The 22,746-nt window shown below is 48.9% G+C and carries 16 protein-coding genes; 11 read left to right on the forward strand and 5 right to left on the reverse strand.

The features are described 5' to 3' along the window. Window positions 1–82: 82 nt before the first annotated feature. From ACN0YN_RS00875 to ACN0YN_RS00900, 6 genes are all read left to right on the forward strand, one after another. Window positions 83–1,426: an AAA family ATPase gene (locus tag ACN0YN_RS00875; RefSeq protein ID WP_417383083.1), complete on the forward strand. Its 1,344-nt coding sequence runs from the start codon at window positions 83–85 to the stop codon at window positions 1,424–1,426. Further along, entirely contained in the window at window positions 1,416–2,363 is a 948-nt protein-coding gene (locus tag ACN0YN_RS00880) for a metallophosphoesterase (protein ID WP_417383084.1), read from the forward strand. Before ACN0YN_RS00875 ends, ACN0YN_RS00880 begins: the two co-directional genes overlap by 11 nt. Continuing rightward, complete coding sequence (locus tag ACN0YN_RS00885; protein WP_417383085.1) at window positions 2,353–2,658, forward strand: hypothetical protein; 306 nt, start codon at window positions 2,353–2,355, stop codon at window positions 2,656–2,658. Before ACN0YN_RS00880 ends, ACN0YN_RS00885 begins: the two co-directional genes overlap by 11 nt. A 23-nt stretch (window positions 2,659–2,681) precedes the next feature. After that, a complete protein-coding gene (locus ACN0YN_RS00890; protein ID WP_417383086.1) occupies window positions 2,682–3,383 on the forward strand; it encodes a DNA repair protein in 702 nt (233 codons plus the stop codon). Between the two features lie 38 nt (window positions 3,384–3,421). Further along, complete coding sequence (locus ACN0YN_RS00895; protein WP_417383087.1) at window positions 3,422–4,816, forward strand: POT family MFS transporter; 1,395 nt, start codon at window positions 3,422–3,424, stop codon at window positions 4,814–4,816. Between the two features lie 132 nt (window positions 4,817–4,948). Further along, window positions 4,949–5,584 carry a hypothetical protein gene (locus tag ACN0YN_RS00900; protein WP_417383088.1) on the forward strand — a complete coding sequence of 212 codons (636 nt, stop codon included), beginning with the start codon at window positions 4,949–4,951 and terminating at the stop codon, window positions 5,582–5,584. Window positions 5,585–5,673: 89 nt separating this feature from the next. Here ACN0YN_RS00900 and ACN0YN_RS00905 read toward each other — a convergent pair whose 3' ends face one another. Further along, entirely contained in the window at window positions 5,674–7,701 is a 2,028-nt protein-coding gene (locus ACN0YN_RS00905) for an efflux RND transporter periplasmic adaptor subunit (protein ID WP_417383089.1), read from the reverse strand. 679 nt (window positions 7,702–8,380) lie between these two features. Between ACN0YN_RS00905 and ACN0YN_RS00910 the strand changes: the two genes are divergently transcribed. The 3 genes from ACN0YN_RS00910 (at window position 8,381) to ACN0YN_RS00920 (ending at window position 13,010) form a co-directional block, all read left to right on the forward strand. Beyond that, entirely contained in the window at window positions 8,381–9,313 is a 933-nt protein-coding gene (locus tag ACN0YN_RS00910; protein ID WP_417383090.1) for an efflux RND transporter periplasmic adaptor subunit, read from the forward strand. A 64-nt stretch (window positions 9,314–9,377) separates the two neighbouring features. Further along, complete coding sequence (locus ACN0YN_RS00915; RefSeq protein ID WP_417383091.1) at window positions 9,378–11,600, forward strand: HlyD family efflux transporter periplasmic adaptor subunit; 2,223 nt, start codon at window positions 9,378–9,380, stop codon at window positions 11,598–11,600. Between the two features lie 54 nt (window positions 11,601–11,654). Continuing rightward, window positions 11,655–13,010 (forward strand): tetratricopeptide repeat-containing sulfotransferase family protein, encoded by a 1,356-nt coding sequence (locus ACN0YN_RS00920; protein ID WP_417383092.1) that lies wholly within the window; start codon window positions 11,655–11,657, stop codon window positions 13,008–13,010. Between the two features lie 16 nt (window positions 13,011–13,026). On the opposite strand, the gene ACN0YN_RS00925 is transcribed toward ACN0YN_RS00920, so the two are convergent. Next, on the reverse strand, window positions 13,027–14,343 hold the full coding sequence (locus ACN0YN_RS00925) for a HEAT repeat domain-containing protein (protein WP_417383093.1): 1,317 nt from the start codon (window positions 14,341–14,343) through the stop codon (window positions 13,027–13,029). A gap of 575 nt (window positions 14,344–14,918) precedes the next feature. On the opposite strand from ACN0YN_RS00925, the gene ACN0YN_RS00930 reads away from it, so the two are divergent. After that, window positions 14,919–16,127 (forward strand): PQQ-binding-like beta-propeller repeat protein, encoded by a 1,209-nt coding sequence (locus tag ACN0YN_RS00930; RefSeq protein WP_417383094.1) that lies wholly within the window; start codon window positions 14,919–14,921, stop codon window positions 16,125–16,127. 204 nt (window positions 16,128–16,331) lie between these two features. Further along, window positions 16,332–17,915: a bifunctional phosphoribosylaminoimidazolecarboxamide formyltransferase/IMP cyclohydrolase gene (purH, locus tag ACN0YN_RS00935; protein ID WP_417383095.1), complete on the forward strand. Its 1,584-nt coding sequence runs from the start codon at window positions 16,332–16,334 to the stop codon at window positions 17,913–17,915. A gap of 84 nt (window positions 17,916–17,999) precedes the next feature. Here purH and ACN0YN_RS00940 read toward each other — a convergent pair whose 3' ends face one another. The 3 genes from ACN0YN_RS00940 to ftsY all read right to left on the reverse strand — a co-directional run bounded on the left by ACN0YN_RS00940 (window position 18,000) and on the right by ftsY (window position 22,644). Beyond that, window positions 18,000–19,595, reverse strand: a complete 1,596-nt coding sequence (locus tag ACN0YN_RS00940; protein WP_417383096.1) for an arylsulfatase — start codon at window positions 19,593–19,595, stop codon at window positions 18,000–18,002. A 246-nt stretch (window positions 19,596–19,841) separates the two neighbouring features. Then, window positions 19,842–21,287, reverse strand: coding sequence for a porin (locus ACN0YN_RS00945; RefSeq protein WP_417383097.1), 1,446 nt, complete (start codon window positions 21,285–21,287; stop codon window positions 19,842–19,844). Between the two features lie 409 nt (window positions 21,288–21,696). Beyond that, window positions 21,697–22,644 carry a signal recognition particle-docking protein FtsY gene (gene ftsY / locus ACN0YN_RS00950; protein WP_417383098.1) on the reverse strand — a complete coding sequence of 316 codons (948 nt, stop codon included), beginning with the start codon at window positions 22,642–22,644 and terminating at the stop codon, window positions 21,697–21,699. Between the last annotated feature and the right edge of the window lie 102 nt (window positions 22,645–22,746).

Here is a 22,746-nt window from a genome sequence, read left to right on the forward strand (position 1 = left end):
AAGTCTCTGTTTCGACGCGGATCTGAAATACCGGGGGCAGGAATCCTGTGATTCGGGAAACGAAGTGATTATACTTTGAAGCATGTTGAAACGGATTACACTACATAACTTTATGAGCCATGCGCATACCGAGATTGAGCTGTCGCCCGGGTTAACCGTGCTGACCGGGCCCAATAACTGCGGTAAGTCGGCGTTCGTCTCTGCCCTGCAGGTTCTGGCTGAAAATACCTCTGGCGATTATATGGTCAGACACGGTGCGAAAGAGTGTCGTGTGATCGTGGAAACCGATGATGGCCACGTCATCGAATGGAAACGCAAGAAGAAAGTGGTCAGCTACACGATTGACGGGCAGGACTTTCATCGGCTCAGAAATAATGTCCCGGATATTCTGCCCGAAGTTCTGCGGCTGGCGAAAGTCAAGTCGGGGGACAGCGATGAGTTCGACGTCCATTTCGGCGAGCAGAAGTCACCCATTTTTCTGTTAGGCGACCGGGGCAGTCGAGCCGCCCGGTTCTTTGCGTCTTCCTCGGATGCATCGGTCCTGATCGAAATGCAGAAGCTGCACCGCAGTAAAGTCAAAGCGGCACAGCAGGAATATCAGCGACAGCAGGCCGAGCAGAAACAGAACGCCGCGACTTTAGAACTGCTCCAACCAGTTCCGGATCTGGAAACGCGGTTAGAGAAACTCGATCAGACGTATCAGGCACTCCAGGCCGAAGCACAGCAGATACAGCAGCTGGAAAACCTGATTCAGGGACTGACGCAGGCCAGCGAACGTGTAGAACTCGATGCCCGCCGTACAGCCTGCTTGAGCGGCTTGCCTACGGAGCTTCAGCAGGAAAATGAGCGTCCACTGGAAGTACTCGTCCAGCGCTGGCAGGGTATCGAACAGGAGCAGCAGCGTTCCCAGGTTGCCGTCACTGCGTTAGAGCCCTTGAACGTCCCGCCCACCATTGAAGATGAGTCCGCGCTGGCAACGCTGATCAGAGAGACTCAACTGCAAACCGGGATCTGCCAGCATTCAGCAGCCACACACGGCTGTCTGGAAGATCTGCAGGATCCTCCTCAGCTGACCTCACCGGACAATCTGGAAAAGCTGATCGCGCGACTCTCCGCAGCAGCAGAACGGGTCCATCTGGATCAACGGGAAGCACAAATACTCGCGGAATGCGTTCCCCCCCCTGAACTGGTGGACGGCGCCCGGCTGGCACAAGTCTGTCAGCAGTGGACCGCCGCGGAAACCGAGTTTCTGAAACGGAAGCAGATTCACGCGGAAGCGGAAGCCGCATTTGAACGCGTGCGTGCGGAAATGCGGGAGTGGGTGGCAGAGCACCCCACCTGTCCGACTTGTGGCGCAGAGCTTGAACCGGAGCAGTTTTTGCAGTCTGCAGAGACCGGATTGAGGGGGCACGCACATGACGCATGAGGCATACCAGGGGGTGCTGCTCATCGGGGATCCGCACGTCGAGGGACGGGTTCCCGGGTTTCGCAAAGACGACTATCCCCGCGTGGTCCTGGAAAAACTGCGCTGGTGCCTGCAGACAGCACAGGAACAGAAGCTGCTGCCCGTGATCCTGGGGGATCTGTTTCATGTCCCCCGTGACAACCAGAACTGGCTGCTCTGCGAGTTGCTGACGCTCTTTGAAACGCCCGTGTACGGGATCTATGGTAATCACGACTGCCGGGAAAACCAGCTGAATGAACATGACACGCTGAGCATTCTGATCCAGGCCGGTCGCTATCGCCTGCTTTCGCCTGAAACCCCGTGGCGGGGCAACATGGCGGGACGATCTGTCCTGGTGGGCGGCACTTCCTGGGGACAGAAACTGCCCAAGGCCGACGCCTTTCAGCAGGAAGCCGAGTCGCCACTCGTGGTCTGGGTCACGCATCACGATATTCTGGTGCCCGGATATGAAGAACAGGGTCACCTGCGACCCTACGAAATTGAAGGCGTGGCATATGTCGTGAATGGACACATTCACCGGCAGCTGGAAGATGTGCAAAAGGGACAGACGACCTGGATCACTCCGGGAAACATTATTCGCCGCTCCCGCAGCGATGCCACGCGGGCACACGTCCCTTCCGTACTCAAGCTGGAAGTGACTAAAGCGGGCTGGCAGCGTTCGCGGCTCGAAATACCGCATGCAGTATTTGAAGATATCTTTCATCCCGAAATGCAGGATGAAACCGAGGAAGGGCTTCCTTCCGCTTTTATTTCGGGACTGGCTGAATTACAGTCTCGCCGAACCGACACGGGGGCAGGTCTCAAACTGTTCCTGGAGAAAAATCTGCCACAGTTTGAAACATCCGTGGCAACTGAAATACAGAAATTAGCAGACGAGGTATCCAGTCATGACGTATGACCAGCCGGGAGCTGTTCCCGATATTGAAACACTGACGGAACAGTTCCAGAAACTGAATAAACGCAAAATTGAATCGGAACGCGATCTGGTAAACGCCGAAAAGAATCTGAATGAGCTCAAACAGCAGGCTCAGGAAGAGTACGGCACCGATCAGCTGGAAGAACTCAAAACCAAATTGCAGCAGATCAAAGACGAAAATGCCCGCAAGCGGGCTGAGTATCATCAGAGCCTGGAAAAAATTGAGGCGGAACTCACCAAAATTGAAACGGCCCACAATGCGTCCGATGCACCTTGAACGGGGCAGCTGGAATAAGTGATATGAACGGCGATCTGACTTCTCAAACTGATGCAGCGATCACACCTGCGGAGTTGCGGACTCCCCTGAGTCTGCAGCGACGTTGCTGGGAATTGTCCGCGGTGCGCAAACAGAAAGAGAAGGATCAGGCGCAGCTCAAACAGCAGCTGCAGCAGACTGAAGAGTACCTGGCGATTTCAGAACAGGTGACCGAAGCGCTGGAGACGCTGAGCGGACAGCTGTTCGAGCAGGAACTGCAGATGATTCAGGACAAGCTGACCATCGCTTTGCAGGAAGTCCTGGAACAGCCACTCAAACTCAAGGCGGTCGCCGAGTGGAAACGCAACGCGGCCACTGTCGAGTTTCAGATCGAACGCGAAGGCAACACGGAAGACATCATGCGGGGGCAGGGGGGCTCGGTAGCGAATATCCTCTCGGTCGGACTGCGGATGTTTGCGTTGATGACACTCGATGAAAAAGAGCATCGACGCGTACTGGTACTAGACGAACAGGATTGCTGGCTGCGGCCCGATCTGGTACCACGGTTAGTGAAAATTATTCATGAGGCGGGGCAGGCACTCGGCTTCCAGATTATCATGATCAGTCACCACGACCCGGTAATGTTTGAACGTTATGCCGATACCATTTTTCAGTTCACACCCTCTCCCGAAGGAGTACAGGTGGAACGAGTGGTAACCGACCGGCAACAGAATGAATCAACCTGAACCGAAGTTGAGCACACATTGAAGGATCTTACTCACCGATGTCATCGCCAACCTACAAGACCGCTCCCGTCGCTTCGAAAAAAATGCCAACCGGCATCCCTTATATTGTCGGTAACGAAGCCGCTGAACGCTTCAGTTATTACGGAATGCGGGGGATTCTCGTAGTCTTCATGACGCAGTACATGCTGAATTCAGCAGGTATGGACGATCACATGAGCGACCAGCAGGCAGCGACTTATTTCCACCTGTTCGTGGCCGCCTGTTATTTCTTTCCGCTGCTGGGCTCCATTATTTCTGATATCTTCTGGGGGAAATATCGCACGATCCTGGTTCTGTCCGTGGTGTACTGCTTCGGGCACCTGGCTCTGGCCATCGATGAAACGCGCTCGGGACTGCTGATCGGTTTAACATTGATCGCCGTGGGGGCCGGGGGCATCAAACCCTGTGTCTCGGCGCATGTGGGTGACCAGTTTGGCAGCCAGAACCAGAATCTGCTTAGTCGGGTATTCGGCTGGTTTTACCTGTCCATCAACATGGGGGCGTTTATTTCCTCCCTGCTGATTCCGGTCATTCTCGAGAAGTATGGACCGCATTATGCATTCGGCCTGCCTGGAGTGTTGATGCTGATCGCCACGATCCTGTTCTGGCTGGGACGCAATGAATTCGTACACATTCCTGCCTCCGGCTGGGAAAAATTCCGCACTGAAACATTCAGCAGAGAAGGCTTACAGGCACTGCTCAATCTCTGTGTTCTATTTTACGTCTTTCTGCCCGTCTTCTGGTCACTCTTCGATCAGACCGGTTCCTCCTGGGTGCTGCAGGGGCAAAAGATGAATCTGAAGCTCGGAAATTATGAACTGAGCCCGGCACAAATACAGGCACTCAATCCCCTGTTTATTCTGTTGCTGGTGCCGACGTTTACCTACGTGGTTTACCCTTTGATCGACAAGGTCTTCCCGCTGACACCCCTGCGTAAAATCTCGATTGGCTTCTTTGTGGCGTCCGCTTCATTTGCGATCAGTGCCCTGCTCGAGTCGTGGATTATTCGTGCTCCGGGGAACCCACCGCACATTCTCTGGCAGGCCGTTCCTTACCTGGTTTTAACGGCTGCGGAAGTCATGGTCTCTATCACCTGTCTGGAGTTCTCGTACACACAGGCACCGAAATCAATGAAATCCTTCATCATGTCTTTATTCTGGCTGGCAGTGACAGTCGGGAACCTGCTGACCGCGGGAGTAAATAAGGTCATTATGATTGATGAGAATCACTCGTATCTGGAAGGGGCGAATTATTTCTGGTTTTTCTCCGGCCTGATGCTGGTTGCAGCGGTGGTCTTTGTCTTTGTTGCTCAAGGGTATAAAGGCAAAACTTATATTCAGGATGATGCGGTAGATGAAGCCCAGGCAGGCGAAGAAGGGATCCAGGTTCAATAATCTCTGATCGAAATTTCATTGGTTTACTTTTTTTTAGTGATGATTCTGCATATGATTTGCATATGTAATTAAAACGGTGGTTTCAAGTCGCTGTCAACAATCTTTGTTTCATACAATTCGGAAGGATTAAAAATGCGTACTAATCAATTATTAGCTGTTGTCTGTTGCAGCGGAGCCCTGGCTCTCTTCACAGGCTGCGCCGGGCAGGAAGAAACCCGCACATTCGATGAGAAAGACTCGCACGCCTCTGCGGAAGCCGAGCATGCTCATGGGCACGATCACGGTCATGAACATGGACCCAATGGGGGGCATCTGCTTGAAGTCGGTGAAGAGCAGTATCATGTGGAAGTCGTGTTTGATAACGACAAGCGAATGCTGACAGCGTTCATTCTGGGACCTGACGCAAAGACGGCCTACCCGATTGCCGGCGATTCCATCGACTTCGACATGGAAATCGGCGACAAAGAACATGAAATCCCGCTGGCAGCCAAACCGCTGGAAGGGGAAAAGGATGGTAAATCATCACGCTTTGTGGCTGAGGGGAAAGCCATCCCCGAATCAGTTAAAGCCGAGTCTGATCTGAATGGTCATTTTCATCTCGATATTGGTGATAATCACTTTCATGTCGATCTAAGTCATGGCGATCACGCAGGACACGATCATTCAGAACACGACCATGATCATGAAAAGGCAGAATCCAAAAAGCCGGAAGCTGATAAAGCTGCTCCTGCAAAGGAAGAAGCCAAACCTAAAGCAGATGAAAAATAATTCCGCTGTGAAAAACTATTAAAAAAACTCCCCTGTTTCGAAAAGCAGGGGAGTTTTTTATTTCATTTGAGTCGATCGGTCGATTTTATTTAAAACCAGAAGTAACGACGACAGGTTTCGACCACGTCTCCAAACAGGACATAGAACAGACTGCGTTCGCCACAATCGATCTTGGCACTCACTTCCGCACCAATTCGCAGCAGCGGCAATTCTTCTTTATCAAAGGTCGCATAGGTTTCGACGATAGGGCCGCTCTCTTCAGATGGGTTTACCCGCGAGGAAATCTCGGTGACTTCACCTTCGTAGGTCAGTTCATTCGAAGTTGCCAGTATGAATTCAACAGGCAGATTCAGATCTCCCTTTTTCTCAGCGGCACGGAGAATGTGTCCCATCCGTTTTTCTTCCACATCCAGTTCCAACTGCCAGGGACCATTAGGATCCATGATTTCCAGTAGAAGTTCCCCGCGCTGGACAGGTCGATTGATCAGCAGTTGTTCGATCTGGAATGTGGTGACAACGCCATCAATCGGGGCTTTGACATTTAATTTATCCAGACGGTCTTTCAATATCTCCAGATGTTTGATCACGCCGTTAATCTGAGTTTCAGTCTCATTCAACTGGCCACGCAGTTTCGTGTTTTCATCAGCGGGGCGATTATTCGTTTTTCCGGACTGCAGCTGTGCATTCAACGTTAAACGCATCAACCGGAGTTCATTCAGCTTGTTTTCTGCTTCCAGTGCCTGAGCTTTGAGATCTTCGTTTCGAATTTCAACCAGAAGATCTCCCTTTTTCACACGTTGACCACTCTCAACATGGATCTCGACCACTTCACCTTCCCAGTTGGTAAAGACTTCGCGCTGGATCGTAGGCATCAGCCGACCATCACAATTCACGCGATAATCGTAAGGGACCAGTGCCAGTGTGACACCCGCGGCGACGAGTAAAGCAATAATGACCAGTGTTTTCACCAGGGTTTTACCGCGCAAGGCAGCAAAGCAGCGACCAATGAACCTCCAGAGAGGCATCAGGAAGATACTTTCGTAGTTACGCGAGTTCGCAATTCCACTGGCAATATGGCCCGATAGCAGCTCTGCCCGGCTTTCGAGGTGAGGGCGGGGCTGGCTGTCGGTGATCTGCTCTACGATCAGACCCCCGATCAGTTTTCTGGGAGTATCTTTCATACGTCCCAGTGCTTCTTCGTCTGGCCTGATGATCTGGTCCGGCTCGAAGAGAGGCACAATCAGAATCATGCGTGCTCCGCTTTCCTGCAGGTAATCAGCCAGTGGCTCCTCAATCTGAGGGGGAATGGATTCATTCGAACCGCTATACAGGAACGTTTCCCGCATGGCCAGTGTTTTGTTTGCCAGTTTGCAAAGGAGACGAACTGTATTGGCACGTTTGTTGACTTTATCCTGACCATTGATGGCTTCAATGGCGGTTTTCTTCCCGTATTGCATCGCCAGGCTGACTCGATCTGCATTCAAAAGTTGCCGACCATCATTGACAACCGTCGCGCCAACTTCTGTCAGATCCAGGCTGCGATGTATCTGTTGCACAAACTGGTCGACTTCCTCCCAGACTTCCAGCGAGGCGTCTGTCTGACTGGCTTTCTCACGCTCTGCCAGGTAATGCGAAGCGTAACCAGACATTTGCTCAACAAACTGCAGATAGCCAGGATGAGCCTGTTTGGGAGCATTGGATCGTTGAAAGATTTCAATGACACCAACCGGTTTTTTACGGATGGTGAGAGCCGCGACAATAATCAGATTGTCCGTAGGCAGGTGGACGTCGCTTTCCGCATCAGCTGAGAAGATGCGTGCCTCTGCCGTTGATAACACGTCAGATAACAGTCGCTGGTTTTTGAGAATGGCTTCAGGTTCTTCATAGAATCCGGTGTCAGCCAGATTCAATTCACTTTTTACAGCCAGTCGACCGCTTTCGTCAATCAGCCAGGCGGCTCCTGCAGTTGCTCCTAGCCCAGCAACAACACGTCGCAGAAATTCTCGAAAAAAGGTCTCTGCTGCCACATTGGAATGTGCGAACTCTTCGATCTCCCGCGCGATACGAATGACACGTTCACGAGTCTGGCCTGGAGTCGGTGATTGAGTGCTAGTCATGGAGATACATTACCTGTTATGTCGTTCGAGTAATTCCGGTACCGGCTTGCTGGAAGCAGCGTCGCTTCCACAAATTATACGGTATGTTTGTGATATACACTGGTTTTTTTACTGTAAGTCCAATTCAGGTTCATCAGCTGGACAGTCTTACATTTTGATGATTTTATGGGAGCAACAGGGGGATTGCAAAATTCCATTTTGCAGTAAACGTAATTTTTTACTCATGTTGCGTAAAAGAAACGGAAGATTTACCTAACCCATCCAGCAGCAAATAATCCTATAAACGGTCTTCATAGTAACAGACGCTCAAATATTCAAAGTATAACATACGTATCAGGTATACCCGGTTTAATTTGAAATCTGGCAGTAACTTACAGTAAGTGAGTTTTATGGAAAATCACTCTCGAGGATGTCTTAATTGTTAAAATGGGTTGGTCGGGGTGAGTGTGCGGAATTTGCGGCTGTGTTTCCTGAATTCAGCGCATCGTTATGGTCCGTTCTGTCCTGTAAAATAAACGTATGTTGTCATAGAAAGCGCTTGTCAGAGGGGGGAACGAGGCGTTAGATATTAAGCTCAGAAGTGTCTATATTTATATGTCCGGGTATTTGGGCTGTCTCAAGCATTTCAGAATACTATTTTCTCTCAACAAAAACCGCGAATCTGATTTGGAACAAAGTCATGAATTTAACTTTGAAGAATATGTTGATCTCCTCGATGCTGATATTCGCAGTCTGCCTGGTAGTGGGCGAAGACCGTATCAGTGCTGACGAAAAGCCTGAAACCTCTAATTCCGAGTCATCGATCACAGTCAATAACTGCCGCATTAAACTGATCGACCGCGTCATTCTGGGGAGTGATCGACCGGGGGTGCTTGAATACGTTGAGCCCAATGAAGGTGAACTGGTCAAGAAAGGGCAGGTAATCGCCGCTTTAAAGAGTGATGCATTACAGGCAGCAAAAGCTACTGCGAAGAAAAAAGCGACAAATGATATCGAGATTCGTTATTCCCAAAAGGCTCGGGATACTGCTTATGTCGAACTGGAAATGAACCTGGATATCAATAAGCGGGTACCTAATACCATTTCAAAGTTGGATATCAAACGCCTGACACTGAATGCAGAGAAGAGTGATCTACAGATCGAGCAGGCAGAGCTGGAATTCGAAATGAATAAATTACAGCTCGATGAAATTGATGCACAAATTGAAGAAACGAAAATAATTGCTCCCTTTGATGGTATTGTCACTAAAAAATTCCGCTCAACGGGGGAAGTGGTTCGCCACGGAGACGAAGTTCTGGAACTGGTCAGTACGAAACGGGTTAAAGTCGAATCTTATGTTAATATTGAAGATACCTGGAAGTTTCAGGTTGGAACCCCTGTTGAGGTTCAACTGGATATTCCCGGTGTCCGATTGCCGATCGAAGAGAAGAAGTATGCTGGCAAGATTATCTTTCTTGATGTTGAAGTAGAACCAATTCACGGAAAATCAATTCGTGTCTGGGCTGAAGTCGAGAATATGGATAACGATCTGAAGGCCGGTTATATGGCAACCATGAAGATTCTGACAGATAAGTCAGACAGCAAGGTCGCCCAGAAGACGGAAGTCAAATAGCTTCCGTATCAATAAATTCGACAGTTATCTAAAACACATTCCTGATTGAATCCAGAACGGGCTTATGAGTACTTTAAGTGAATCCATGACATCCTCAACGGAACGACCGATTCCGTTGAGTGTGCGCGATGATTTAATCAGTAAGTGGATTCATTATAAAGGACTCGGGTACTGGGTCATCAAAGATCCTGTTTCACTGAAATATACCCGACTGCATCCGGAACAGTATTACATCCTGAATCTCTTGAACGGGGCGCGATGTCCAGAAGAAATTAAGGATGAAGTACATCGTCAGTATCCAACGCTGCTGCTTTCTATTTCGGAAATTCAGCAATTGATTTCCGATTTGTACCGAAAAGGACTTTTGACCAGTGGACGACCCGGTCAGGGAGTTACGCTGATCAAGCAGCGTCGGGAAGAACATAAAAAGAAATTAACGACTACACTTAAGAACGCACTCTATCTCAGGCTTCCGGGCTGGGATCCGGAAACAACTCTGCAGAGATTATATCCCTACGTCAAATGGATGTGGCAGCCCTGGGCGACGCTGATGATTGCTCTGCTGATTGTCTCATCCTGGGTTTTAATCGGAGTACAGTTTGACGCCTTTCGCAGTCGGCTCCCGGAATTTCAACAGTTCTTTGGCTGGCCTAACCTGATTTATATGTGGTTCGTTCTGGGCGCTGCCAAGGTCGTCCACGAATTCGGTCACGGGTTATCGTGTAAGCATTATGGTGGTGAATGTCACGGCATGGGGATCATGTTCCTCGTGTTCAGCCCCTGTCTTTACTGTGACGTTTCTGACTCCTGGATGCTCAGAAATAAATGGCAGCGGATTATTATCGGCGGCGCCGGGATGTATATTGAAGTGATTATGTCTGCCGTCGCAGTCTGGGTCTGGTGGTTTACCAAACCTGGTCTGCTGAACCATCTGGCTTTGAACCTGTTCTTCGTTTCTACGGTGACGACGGTGATCTTCAATGCCAACCCGTTGATGCGGTTCGACGGTTACTACATGATGAGCGATTTGCTGGAAATTCCCAATCTCCGACAGAAAGCTGATAAACATCTGCGTGATACTTTTGCGTGGTATTGTCTGGGCATCGAATCGCAACGCGATCCCTTTATGCCGGAAACAGGAAAATTCTGGTTTATCTTATATGCTGTTTCTGCTGCACTCTATCGCTGGTTCATTATGTTCGGGATTACATTGTTCCTGTATACCGTACTGAAGCCTTATGACCTGCAGAGTATCGGGATCACACTGGCCGTGATATCAATCGCCTCATTTTTGGGCGGAATTGTCTTTAACATTTACAAAATTATTGCTGCTCCGAGGACCGAACCCATGAATTACTTCAAAGTCTCAGCGACGCTGACAGTCACCGCCGCCGTGATTCTTGGAATTCTTCTGATTCCCGTTCCCATGCATTTTGAGGCCCCCTTTATTGTTGAAGGTTATGGCGTGAAGCACGTTTATACCACAGGCAGCGGGCGCCTCGAAAAAGTCTATGTCGAACCGGGTCAGCACGTCGTTAAAGGTCAGAAACTTGCAAATATTGTCAATATCGAAAAACAGGATGAACTGCGTCAGTTAAGCACGGATCGTGATATACAGATAGATGAGATCGCGAAATACCGGGCACTGGATGATCTGGCAGGTCTCAAAGTATCAGAAGAAAAACTATCAAATATTCAGGAACGTATTGAGGAACTCAAGGAACAACTCAAGAATTTGGAAGTCGTGGCACCAATCAGTGGAGTGGTCGTAGCTCCTGCGAGTCAGCCGGAACCAAAGTTGTCGGATTCCAAAAAACAGCTTTCGCGCTGGTTCGGAACACCACTCGATGCCAAAAATGAAAATTGCTACCTGGAAGAGCGGACTCACATGTTGAGTATTGCGCCCGAATCCCGTTATCAGGCGGTGCTGTTTATCGATCAGGAATATCGCAACGACTTTAATGAAGGACAGACGGTCGAGTTGAAGTTGGAACACCTTCCTGACAAGACTTACGGATCAAAAATAGAACGAGTTGCACATGGGCATCTGGATTATGTTCCCCCCACGTTATCTAATAAAATGGGAGGAGAGCTTCCAACCGTCACCGACAAAGATGGTCGAGAAAAACTGACCAGCACGGCATATCAGGCGATTGTTCCGATAGATGAAGACGTATTCCTGTTCCGGTCAAATATGCGAGGGAAGGCACGTTTTCTGGTCAGTGAGCTAACGACAGGACAATGGATCTGGCGCTACTTCCGAAAAACATTTCATTTCCGACTCTGAGATAAAGATAGCAGTGACCTTTGAAAGCATTGAAATCGAAGAGTGGAAATCAATATGAGTAATGTCATCACCGAAGCGGTCAAGTTGTTGCAGGCCAACCAGGCAATCAAGGCTGAGGCTCTGATGAGGCCTTACTATCCAGCCAACGTCAATAATACTCAGTTTCTCCATTTCTATGCTCTGGCGAATGCTCATACTGGCGAACTCTTACTGGGAATCGATCTTTTGAAAAAAGCGATTTCCCTCAATCCGAATATCGCTGAATTTCATCATAATCTTGCTGCCATTTATCGCCAGACTGGCGATTTCAAACTCTCGGAAGAGCATTATTTAACCGCTCTGAGATTAAAGCCCGATTATGCTGAAGCATACTTTAATTATTCAGCGACTCGAAAATTTAATGCAGATGAACCCATATTGGCTGAACTGGAACGGCAGTCAGCCAGGACCGATTTGTCTGATGAGGATCGCTGTTTTCTGGGGTTTGCTGCCGGTAAAATCTTTAATGATGTCAAAGAGTATGACAAGGCATTCTCATTCTATGAGATGGGCAATCGCTTTAAAAATGCAACTTTCGATATCAATCGCTTTCGAAATGATGTTGACCGGCTCATTTCCGTCTTTACAGCCGAACGGATCAGGGAACTGGCTGTTCTGGGACATCAGAGCAGCGTACCGGTATTTATCGTTGGTATGCCCCGTACCGGTACCACTCTGGTCGAACAAATCCTGTCGAGTCATCCCGATATCCATGGGGCTGGTGAACTCCCTGATATTTCCAGTATTTCTGGAACGATGCAGCAACATTCTTCACCAAAGACAGAATACCCGGAATGTATTTCCTGCGTACCTCAAAAGGTCTTTACCGGGTTTGCTGATGCATATTTGCGTCGCCTGCGAACTTTCAATCAGTCGGCTGCCCGTGTCATTGATAAGATGCCGGGAAATTTTATTCACCTTGGACTGCTGGCAATCATGTTTCCGCAGGCGAAAGTAATTCACTGCCGCAGGCATCCGCTTGACACATGTCTCTCCTGTTACTTTCAACGCTTTCGTCGTGGTCACGAGTATTCGTTTGATCTAACTCATCTGGGACTCTACTTTCAGGAGTATGAACGACTGATGCAGCACTGGCTGGAAGTATTACCAGTCACTCCTTTTGATCTTCATTATGCTGATCTGGTGAATGATCAGGAAGATGTCTCACGCAAGCTTGTTGACTGGACAGGCATGCCTTGGGATGACAAGTGCCTGTCGTTTCATGACAATACACGCCCGGTTACAACTGCAAGTAACTGGCAGGTCCGCAGGCCGATGAATAAATCTGGCCTGGATCGCTGGAAAAAATATGATCAGCATCTTAATCCGCTGCGAGAAGCCCTGGCGGGGACAACTCAAAGTCTGAATTGAGTTGACCATCGTTCGCTTACTGAACGACGGGTACCAGTCCTGTCTTATTTTGCGTGGAAGACCACCAGAGTTGCCAGAGTCGTTGATTGTACCCAAAATTCTGTTGAGTGATCTCTTGCAAGGCAGACAGGACAGCCTCGTTTTGATGGCTGTGTTTGACTGAGATTGTCCGCATGGGAACTCTGGTTTGCTGTGAAGGCAGTACAATCACTCCATTGGGATACCGGCCAGCCAGCAGTCCCGCTTCAATATCAGGCGGCAGGACCACGCCTGTGTTTCCAAACGTTCCGTTGGTGCCGAAACTGTATGTCGTTGTTGTATCGGGAACCCTGACCCGATAGGTGTGTGTGGTGATCAGGGCAGCGATCAGTTCCGGAACGACAGATTCATCTCCAATGACTTTCAGTCCCTCTCCCGCCCGCTGAACAATCATGTTTGATCTGTTTTTTAGTGCCTCAATAAAATAGACGATCGCCTGCGAAACATCGCGTCTGGAAAGTGCCTGCAGAGCAGACTCTCGAATTGCCTGTAAAGGGTCGGATAGAGCGAGTTCTGCCAGCGGTCTGAGAGGCTTGTCGCCAGTGATCTGTGATAGTGTGGAGACGAGAAGAGATCGGATGAGATAGTTTTCATGTTTACCCATCTGTCGGGCCAGGGCGGCTACTGCGAACGGATCATTGATAGCCTGAATATTTTTCAAGCCCTCCTGTTGAAGTTGGACATTATTGCTATTCATGAAAGTCAGCCAGAGCTTGATTTTTTTAGCCCATTTTCGTTCTTCGGCCAGCTCCGCTTCATTTTTTTCGAGTAATTCCAACTCCGCCGTGGAGACATATCGTCCTTTATATCTGATGTAGCCATTTTTTCGCATCAATTCATCACGGGTCATCCATTCTCCGTCTCGTTTCGTATATCCCAGCGCGGCACGGGTTTTTGCATGATCCGGTTCCAGTAACAGTACTTTCTCCAGTTCTGCATGTCGTTGAGAGGTAAGATGGTTTTCAGAACACCAGTCTGCCAGTTCCAGATGCGCTTCCACGGTATTAGATAATGATTTGGAGCGGGACTCATATTCTTCGACAGACAAGGGACGGTTCGTAATAAACTCAATCTGTTGAGAGTCGACAGCGATTTTACCGCCAGTCAATGTCTCGATAATTCGAACCTCTCCGGATCCGGAAGCCAGTTTCTGCAGTTTTCCTCTGATTTCACCACCATGCTTCAGCTTGATCAGATCACAATATCCTGGATTCTGCAGACTCAGGATGAGCGTAAAGAGCAAGGGGGCAGAAAGAGCGAGTTTTGAAGCCTGGAAAAAATGCTCTGGAAACATTGTACCTGTTTTCATACTCGTGGAAGTTTTGAGCTACAAGTGTGTGAGAGATGCATTGCGTCGATCGCTTTGCAGTTAGATTTTACCATTTTCAGACATGGTGGGACAGCATCTTTTTTCTAAAGCACTTTGATTATGAAATTCGTATTTGCGGATAACACAAAATAGAGAAATGGATTTGTCGCTATCGCAAATTGCTGGCTGGTACACCTGGAAACCGGTGATTATAGCGGGATGTACAGTTTTTCTAGTGGAAATTCTTCAAATGATATCAGAACAAAGCTGGATTCCCCTTTGGTTGACTGGGTAGAATGGGATGTGTGAGTCAGGGCGAAGCACTTTGAATACTGCTTTGCAAACGCTTTTTAAAGACAGTTTTCGGTCAAAGTCAGTCTGTATTGTAGACTTGAGTAGAGCTACTTTCGTTTGCAGTTAGCGATGCAGGCCGTTTTAGCTGTTCTGAGAATGCCAGTCTTTAAAATCATCTTGAAAAAGTTGGTCCTATGTCTTTGTGTAAAAAAGTGACAGTTAGTTTTTTGATGTTATTAGTAACAATCACCGGAAGTGATTCCCTGATGGCTCAACGTTTGAATGAGTCTTCAGTTGGTATCACGATTCCTACACAACGGCAGTTGGGACAATATGATCTCGAACGAGTCTGGTGGGGGCAGGCTACTGTTGATCCGCATCGGGACCGGATTGTGCATTTATCGATTGACGAAATCAATTTGTATGCATTATCGACGGCCGGCATCATCACCGCGTTTAACAATGAAACCGGCAAAAAACTGTGGGCGACTCAATTAGGGAGAGGCAATAATATCGGTTATGCGCCTGTCTCCAATTCTAAATATGTCTATATCACCGTGGGGACCAAGTTATATGCTATCGACAGGTTGAATGGTGAGATTGACTGGGAGTTAGCCTTACCAGGTTCTGCGTCAACGAGTCCCACAGTCGATGAAGATGCGATCTATGTAGGCACGCTGAGCGGCCGGATGTATGCATGGGATCTTAAAAAACTGAACGAATTAAGTAATGAGTCTAAACTCCCGGCATGGCGTGAAAGTGCAATCCGCTGGACCTTTCAGACAGGAGATACGATCAACACTCCACCACTTGTCACAAACAGGACTTTATTGTTCGCCAGCCAGGATGGTTCGCTCTATTCGGTAACACTTCAGGACCGGCAACTGGCATTTCAGTTTGAAACAGATGCTCCCATTTCTGCCAGTCTTGCTGAAGAAGGGAAGAGTCTTTTCCTCGCTTCCGAGGATCAGAATCTCTATTGTCTGAATATCTTGAATGGAATAGTACGCTGGCGAATTCGAACCTCGTTTCCATTACGCTATCCTGTTTCCGTCCTGGACAACGAAGTTTATCTTTCTTCGAAGAAAAATGGTCTGTTTCAACTCTCAGCTCAAAGCGGACTGGAGCAGTGGTGGCAGCCACTGGGTTCTCGTTTTATTTCGCTGTCACCGACGCGTGTTTATGCGACAGATGAGCTTGGGAATTTACTGGTACTTTCCCGCACGGATGGTGCAGTTCTTTCTGCAGTGCCCCTTCGTAAATATCAGGTCAAGCTGATGAACGAACAGACGGATCGAATTTTCTGTTCTTCAGAATCGGGTATTATTCTATGTCTGAAGCAGAAGGACCTTCCATTTCCGATCCGCTTCAAAAATCAGGATAAGTATCCGATTCTTCCTGAGATTTCGCCAGAACCAGCAGCAAAAGAAGATCAGTCAGAAACTTCAGCTGACGGTGAAAATACCGATAATTAGGTCGGTTTTAGCAGCAGCTTTCTTTCCTCAGGCCTCATTTGTTTTCTGATCACATACTGGCTAAACTGAGTCCGTGTTGTGCATGGAACGGCTGCGATGGTGATCTGCCACTGGAAGTCTGTTTATATCAGGCACAGGGAAATTCTTTCAACGACAGGCGGGCATTGTCCCTTCTGTATTCTCAGGTGATTGTCTAAGAAACAAATGAGTAATTCACATCCACGTCGCGCATTAGTTAGTGTCAGTGATAAAACAGGTCTTGGTGAATTTATAAATGGCCTGGCCGAACTGGGCTTTGAATTTATCTCGACCGGTGGTACTCGTCGCTATCTGGAAGAGCAGGGCGTGAAGGTCATCGATATTTCTGAATATACGGGCTTCCCTGAGATCATGGATGGTCGTGTCAAGACACTGCATCCCAAGGTGCATGGAGCGATTCTGGGACGTCCCGATCTGGCCAGTGATGCTGCTTCGATTGAAGAATTTGGGATCGTTCCATTTGAACTGGTTGTCTGCAACCTATACCCGTTTGAAGCAACGATTGCCAAACCCGATGTAACTCTGGCAGAAGCGATTGAACAAATCGATATAGGTGGCCCCAGTATGGTCAGGTCAGCCGCCAAGAACCATGCTTATGTCGGTATTGTCACCGGCCAGACGCAATATGGTCAGGTGCTGGAAGCACTGAAATCGGGGCCGCTGACTCCAGAGTTTCGTCTGAAACTTTCTGCTGCTGCATTTGAGATGACAGCACGTTACGATCGCGCCGTTGCGAACTACATGGCTTCAGTTCTGCCGTCTGAGGAAAGCACACAGAGTCGATTTTCCGAACAGGTGAGTATCAATCTGGTGAAACGGGATCAACTGCGTTACGGCGAAAATCCGCACCAGGGAGCTGCATTTTATGTGGAGCAGAATCCTCCCGCAGCCAGCGTTGCCCAGGCAGAGCAGTTAAACGGTAAAGAGCTCTCATACAATAACTTTCTGGATCTGGATGCGGCTCTACAGATTGCCAGTGATTTTGACAAACCCGCTGCCGTGGTGATCAAGCATACTAACCCTTGTGGGTGTGCAACAGCAGACACGCTGGTAGAAGCATTCGAGAAAGCGTATGCCGGCGACCCTGTCAGTGCGTTTGGATCCATTTTGAGTTTCAATCAGCCCGTCGATCAGGCAACGGCTGAAAAACTGTGTGAACCGAATCGGTTTATTGAAGCAATTATTGCACCGGATTATGAACCGGCTGCATTCGAATTGCTGACCACAAAGCCAAAGTGGAAAAAGAACGTGCGTCTCATGAAATGTCCCATGATGCAACAACCGGCAGAACCCAGCCTCGACTACCGACGGGTTTCTGGTGGTCTGCTCGTGCAGGAGAAAGATGAACTGCGAGATGACAAGGCTGATTGGAAAGTTGTGACAGAACGTGAACCCACGGCTGAGGAGCTAGACAGTTTGAGTTTCGGCTGGGTGGTCTGCCGTCATGTGAAATCAAACGCCATAGTCCTGGCCAAAGATGAAATGCTCCTGGGGGCTGGAGCCGGACAGATGAGCCGACTGGATTCATCTTACATCGCTGCCTACAAAGCAGGTGACCGCAGCCAGGGATCCATTGTAGCTTCAGATGCGTTCTTCCCATTCCGCGATGGTGTTGATGAAGCGGCCAAAGCGGGGGTGACTGCTATTATTCAGCCAGGTGGTTCGGTCCGTGATGAAGAAGTGATTGCCGCCTGCAATGAGCACAACATTGCTATGATCTTCACCGGACGTCGCCACTTCAAACATTAAATTTGACTGAACAGCAATGCGAAAGCTGTTTGGAAAGAAAATCTCACGCTGTGTGGATGATAATCGATCGTTCACACAGCGTTTTTATTTTGCATTGACTCGCTTGTCCCAGGCTTCAAAACGCTGTGCCAGATTCTTGACCTGCTCAGGGTGCTGATCAGCTACATCTGTTGTTTCTGTTCCATCCGTCTCCAGGTTGTATAACTGCCAGGTTGCCGGCTTTTTGCGTGGGCGAATGGCTTTCCAGTTGCCACACAGGATGACCTGATGGCGGGGAAGGTCCCAGCAAAGTTCCGCATGTGCAGTTCGCTGTTTACCCAGGAAGACTGGAAGCAGACTCTTGCCTTCGACTGGTCGAGGATGACGCCCTTTGAATTCACGGGGATAATCTGCCTGTGCGACATCCAGGAACGTGGCCATGAAATCGATCACGTGCCCCGGTTGCCCGGTGATCACACCTCCCTGTTGAATGACTTTTGGCCAGCGAACCACGAGTGGGGTACGAATACCACCTTCATACCCTTCCAGCTTGGTTCCACGGAACGGTGTGTTACTGGTCGTCGCCCAGGCCAGGCCATACGCCGCGAAGGTTTCTGGTGGTCCGGGCATGTGATCGGGACCGCTTCCCGGTTTGATCATCACGCCATCCCGTCTCCAATTGCGGTTGGGAGTCTTCTCACTGAAACCAAAGCCGCTTTTACTGGGAGAAAGTCCCCCGTCCGGCGCTGCACCATTATCGGAGAGAAAGATTACCAGCGTATTGTCATCCGCATTGGCTGCTTTAAGCGTCTGCAGTAACTGCCCCAGCCCCAGATCAATCGCCTTGACCTGGGCGGCGTAGACGGCCATCCGCTCCGCCTGCCAGCGCTGATACTGCTCCTGCTTCCAGTTGTGAATGCTGGCGACTCGCGGCGCCAGTTGCCATTCGTCCGGGATCAATCCTGTCTGTCGCTGCTTTCGGAAACGCTCTGCGCGAATCTGATCCCAGCCCTGTTCCAGATATTGTTTACGGTAGCGGTCGATTTCCTGTTCCCGGGCATGCAGCGGCCAGTGAGGAGCGATATGGGCTACGTACAGCAGGAACGGTTGCTGGCTTGTAAGGCTTTCCTTAAGAAACTGGACTGCATGCTCATTGAACGCATCTGTGAGATAGAAGTCCACGGGGAGTTCGATTCTCTTTCGATCCAGAAAAAAAGGATTCTGGACGACCTCATGATAATAGCTGATTTTTGCCTGGCACATGGGACCGTAGAATCGGTCAAAACCACGGTCAAGGGCCGAGTCTCGTCCCTGCCACTTCCCCACCATCATCGTGCGATAGCCGGCCTGTTGCAGTGCTTCACCGAACGTCATACAGACATCAAAGTTTTTAGGCTCGTTCCAGCGGTCTCCCCGATGCCCGGTCTGCTGACAGTACAGGCCCGTCAGTAATGAGGCTCGTGTCGGGCCACAGATCGCATTGTTATAGAACTGGGAAAAACGCATCCCATCACGGGAGAGTGAATCGATATGCGGTGTATCAATTTCACCTCCGTAACAGCCAATATCCGACCAACCCAGATCATCGGCCATGACCAGGATAATGTTGGGACGTTGGACGGGAGCATCTCCCCACAGTAGCGGGCATGAGCAAAAGACAAGCAGGAACAGCAGGCAGGGACGTAAAATCAGATGATGCATTATGTACTTTCTTTTTTCCTAAATACGAAGAAAGTCGATTAATTTCGGGGACTGGTCATGAAATGATCTTACCATTTCGGAAATGTGAGAGTCAATTTTTTCAGGCAGCAGGTCAAGAATCTAATGTCCGAACTTGAGACCAGCGCAAAAAATAAGAGAGCCTTCCTGAATCAGAAAGGCTCTCTTGGAGGTATCAGAATCATTCAACTTATGGAATGATATATTATGTGAGAGTAATCACAAATCTTAGAAGACGAGGATTACGTCAGTACCAACAGTGAACTGGCTGTCTTTGGTGCCACCACTCTTGGTTGTCCAGGGATCAGCTCCGTCAGCCCAGTCCCAGCGAACTTCAGGACGAACCTGGATGCAGGAATTGATCTTGTGGTTCAAACCTGCAGTGATTTCGTAGTAGTTTGTACCAGCTGGAGGTACTGGGAAAGAAGCGTTGTGGTTACGCCAGTATTCAACTCGCAGACCAGCGCGAGTCGAATCGCAGAGGTCGTAGAACAGGTACTGGTTGATGCCGTAGGCTTCACCATCGACGCCAGCAGCGTTGGCATCACCGTTCTGTAAGAACATGTGGTCATGCTGGAAGACGTAAGACAGTTTATCAGTCAGTTTCTGCTGAGCAACGATACTATACATGGTCATGTTTGAAGTACCATTGAAAGCATCGTTTTCACCACCAGAAGTAAGAGCAAAAGTCACAGCAGTGTCTTCGCTATCGCTGGTCCAGCCGATAGAACCCAGGAAGCTCCACTCATTGTTCTGATTTTCGAAATCATCCCAACCTGTGGTGATACCACCGGTCAGTGAGATATTGTCGCTCAGATCAGTACTGGCCAGAACACCTGTGTGGGTGAAGGGCTCATCGTACTGCATTGTGTAAGAGTGTGAGTAGAAGAAGTTTCCGGTAGCAGGAACAACTTCATATCCAATCAGTGTATAGAAGTGACCAGCATTGACTGTCACACCGTTACCGATGGGAGCGTAGAAAGATGCATACAACTGGGGCATTGCCAGACCAATCTGGTTGGCAGTGGCATTGTTGTTGTCTGACCAGGTACCATCAAAGTTGGGAGTATTGTTGGGACCACCGAATACAGCTGTATCAGCAGCATCGGAACCAACAAGCAGGTCAACACGCCCCCCCCAGCCGAAGCAATCTTCATTGGCAGCAGCGTCTTTTTCCAGAACGAAGTACAGCTGGTTCAACATGAACTGGCTGTCAGCCTGGTTGAATCCCACACCGGGAGTGTTCAAGTCGTTGGCAGGACGGTTACCATTGAAGGTAATACCGAATTCCAGCCAGCCACTCAATTTCCAACCGTTGTCTTCGAGGAAGTTACCACAGCCATCGCAGTCGTCAAACAGACGAGTCAGGCGGCCGCTGCAGCAGTCTCCATCATCACTTGACTCTTCGCCGCAGCAGGTATCAGGATTGGTGCAGGTAGGAGCACAAGTCTTAGGTGCACAGCATTCTGCTGTTAACCTTTCGAGTTCTGCAGCTAACTTTGTACCAGCTTCCTCATACACTTTCGTGCAGCAGGCATTGGGTTGATCTGGTGTGCATGAAGGAGCACATCCAGCATCACCACCAAATGCAGGTGATACAGCCATGAGACCCAGCCCACTTAATAGGAGCCCAGTCAGTCTGGCTTTTCTTTTCAGTTCATTCAGTTTTCGCATATTTTAACTCCTGAGTACACGCTAAAGGTGCTTGGTCTCCATACCGTCAGAAGGGAGGCGTATATGCTTTCCAAAACATTGAATTGGTAGAAGCCATACTGACGGTCTAATCAAAATCCCATCGTTACAATCAGATGACCTGCAAGGTCCGACAAATTGAGCGCTAACATAACGATGGCTCTAACACGGAATATCGGAATTCTCCGTAGTAGCTTTGACCAAAAGAGATACGTCAAGAATATCCTGACTGATCAGGAAGGTCTGGCTTGTTCAGCCAGACTTCGGAAGCGTCAAAGTTTAACAAATCATAAATTATGTTAAGCTTGCGCGAAGAATAGGCAGCTCGGTATGCGAAATGTGACTCAATCCAGAAAATAGACTTAAGAATAAGACTTTATCGGGAGAGTAATTATGAGGCACTTGCAAAGAGGGCGTCCACGAAACCTTGTGAGTTAAAGAGCTCAAGATCATCGATTTGCTCGCCGACACCCACGTATTTCACAGGGATTCCCATCTTCTGACGGATGGCAACAGTGACTCCACCACGTGCTGTTCCATCTAATTTTGCCAAAATTAGTCCAGAACATTCAATCGATTTCGAAAAATGTTCTGCCTGACTGATTCCATTTTGTCCAGTGGTTGCGTCCAGGACCAGTAGACTTTCGTGAGGGGCATTCGGGATTTTTTTGCTCACAACACGTTTGATTTTTTCCAGTTCTTCCATCAGGTTTGTGTGAGTCTGTAAGCGGCCCGCGGTGTCGATAATCAGGTAATCAACGCCGGTTTCCAGCGCCCGTTCGCAACCTGAATAGGCTACGCTGGCAGGATCTGTACCATCGGGTCTTGTAACGATTTCACATCCCAGTCTTTCTGACCACATTGTGAGCTGTTCGACTGCTGCGGCTCGGAAGGTATCTCCCGCTGCTAATAATACTGTCTTGTTCTGTTTCAGAATCAGATTTGCGAGTTTCGCGATTGAAGTCGTTTTTCCGACTCCATTTACGCCTGCCACGAGAATGACAGTTACCCCTTCAGGATTATTGTTCAAAGGTGATAACGGGTCTGAAATATCCCATTTTGTATCTCCTTCACCTTCCAGAAGCGTGCGGATTTTCTCTTTGACTGTCTCTTCGATTTCATCAAGAATGACAGTACGCCCGCCATGTTTTTTGCGGATTTCATCACAAATAGCAGAAGAGGCAACAACTCCCATGTCCGTTTTGATTAAACGGGCTTCAAACTGTTCAATTTTCTGGTCATCCAGGATTTCGCCCGCTTTAAATAAATCGCGAACATCTGTCCTTAATACTTCTTTAGTTTTCTCTAGCCCACGTTTTAAGCGGTCAAACAGACCCATTTTTCTTCTCTCTTACTGGATGCAGCTGAATGATGTTTGTTCTGGATCGCAAGGATGCCAGTCGGGGATAATATAGTGTCTGGAGTCTGACGGCAAGTATCT

The organism is Gimesia sp. (genome assembly GCF_048260065.1).
Classification (GTDB): domain Bacteria; phylum Planctomycetota; class Planctomycetia; order Planctomycetales; family Planctomycetaceae; genus Gimesia.

Coding starts and splice junctions, on each gene's coding strand:
- ACN0YN_RS00875 (WP_417383083.1), top strand. CDS start 83: ATGTTGAAACGGATTACACTACATAACTTTATGAGCCATGCGCATACC.
- ACN0YN_RS00880 (WP_417383084.1), top strand. CDS start 1,416: ATGACGCATGAGGCATACCAGGGGGTGCTGCTCATCGGGGATCCGCAC.
- ACN0YN_RS00885 (WP_417383085.1), top strand. CDS start 2,353: ATGACGTATGACCAGCCGGGAGCTGTTCCCGATATTGAAACACTGACG.
- ACN0YN_RS00890 (WP_417383086.1), top strand. CDS start 2,682: ATGAACGGCGATCTGACTTCTCAAACTGATGCAGCGATCACACCTGCG.
- ACN0YN_RS00895 (WP_417383087.1), top strand. CDS start 3,422: ATGTCATCGCCAACCTACAAGACCGCTCCCGTCGCTTCGAAAAAAATG.
- ACN0YN_RS00900 (WP_417383088.1), top strand. CDS start 4,949: ATGCGTACTAATCAATTATTAGCTGTTGTCTGTTGCAGCGGAGCCCTG.
- ACN0YN_RS00905 (WP_417383089.1), bottom strand. CDS start 7,701: ATGACTAGCACTCAATCACCGACTCCAGGCCAGACTCGTGAACGTGTC.
- ACN0YN_RS00910 (WP_417383090.1), top strand. CDS start 8,381: ATGAATTTAACTTTGAAGAATATGTTGATCTCCTCGATGCTGATATTC.
- ACN0YN_RS00915 (WP_417383091.1), top strand. CDS start 9,378: ATGAGTACTTTAAGTGAATCCATGACATCCTCAACGGAACGACCGATT.
- ACN0YN_RS00920 (WP_417383092.1), top strand. CDS start 11,655: ATGAGTAATGTCATCACCGAAGCGGTCAAGTTGTTGCAGGCCAACCAG.
- ACN0YN_RS00925 (WP_417383093.1), bottom strand. CDS start 14,343: ATGTTTCCAGAGCATTTTTTCCAGGCTTCAAAACTCGCTCTTTCTGCC.
- ACN0YN_RS00930 (WP_417383094.1), top strand. CDS start 14,919: ATGGCTCAACGTTTGAATGAGTCTTCAGTTGGTATCACGATTCCTACA.
- purH (WP_417383095.1), top strand. CDS start 16,332: ATGAGTAATTCACATCCACGTCGCGCATTAGTTAGTGTCAGTGATAAA.
- ACN0YN_RS00940 (WP_417383096.1), bottom strand. CDS start 19,595: ATGCATCATCTGATTTTACGTCCCTGCCTGCTGTTCCTGCTTGTCTTT.
- ACN0YN_RS00945 (WP_417383097.1), bottom strand. CDS start 21,287: ATGCGAAAACTGAATGAACTGAAAAGAAAAGCCAGACTGACTGGGCTC.
- ftsY (WP_417383098.1), bottom strand. CDS start 22,644: ATGGGTCTGTTTGACCGCTTAAAACGTGGGCTAGAGAAAACTAAAGAA.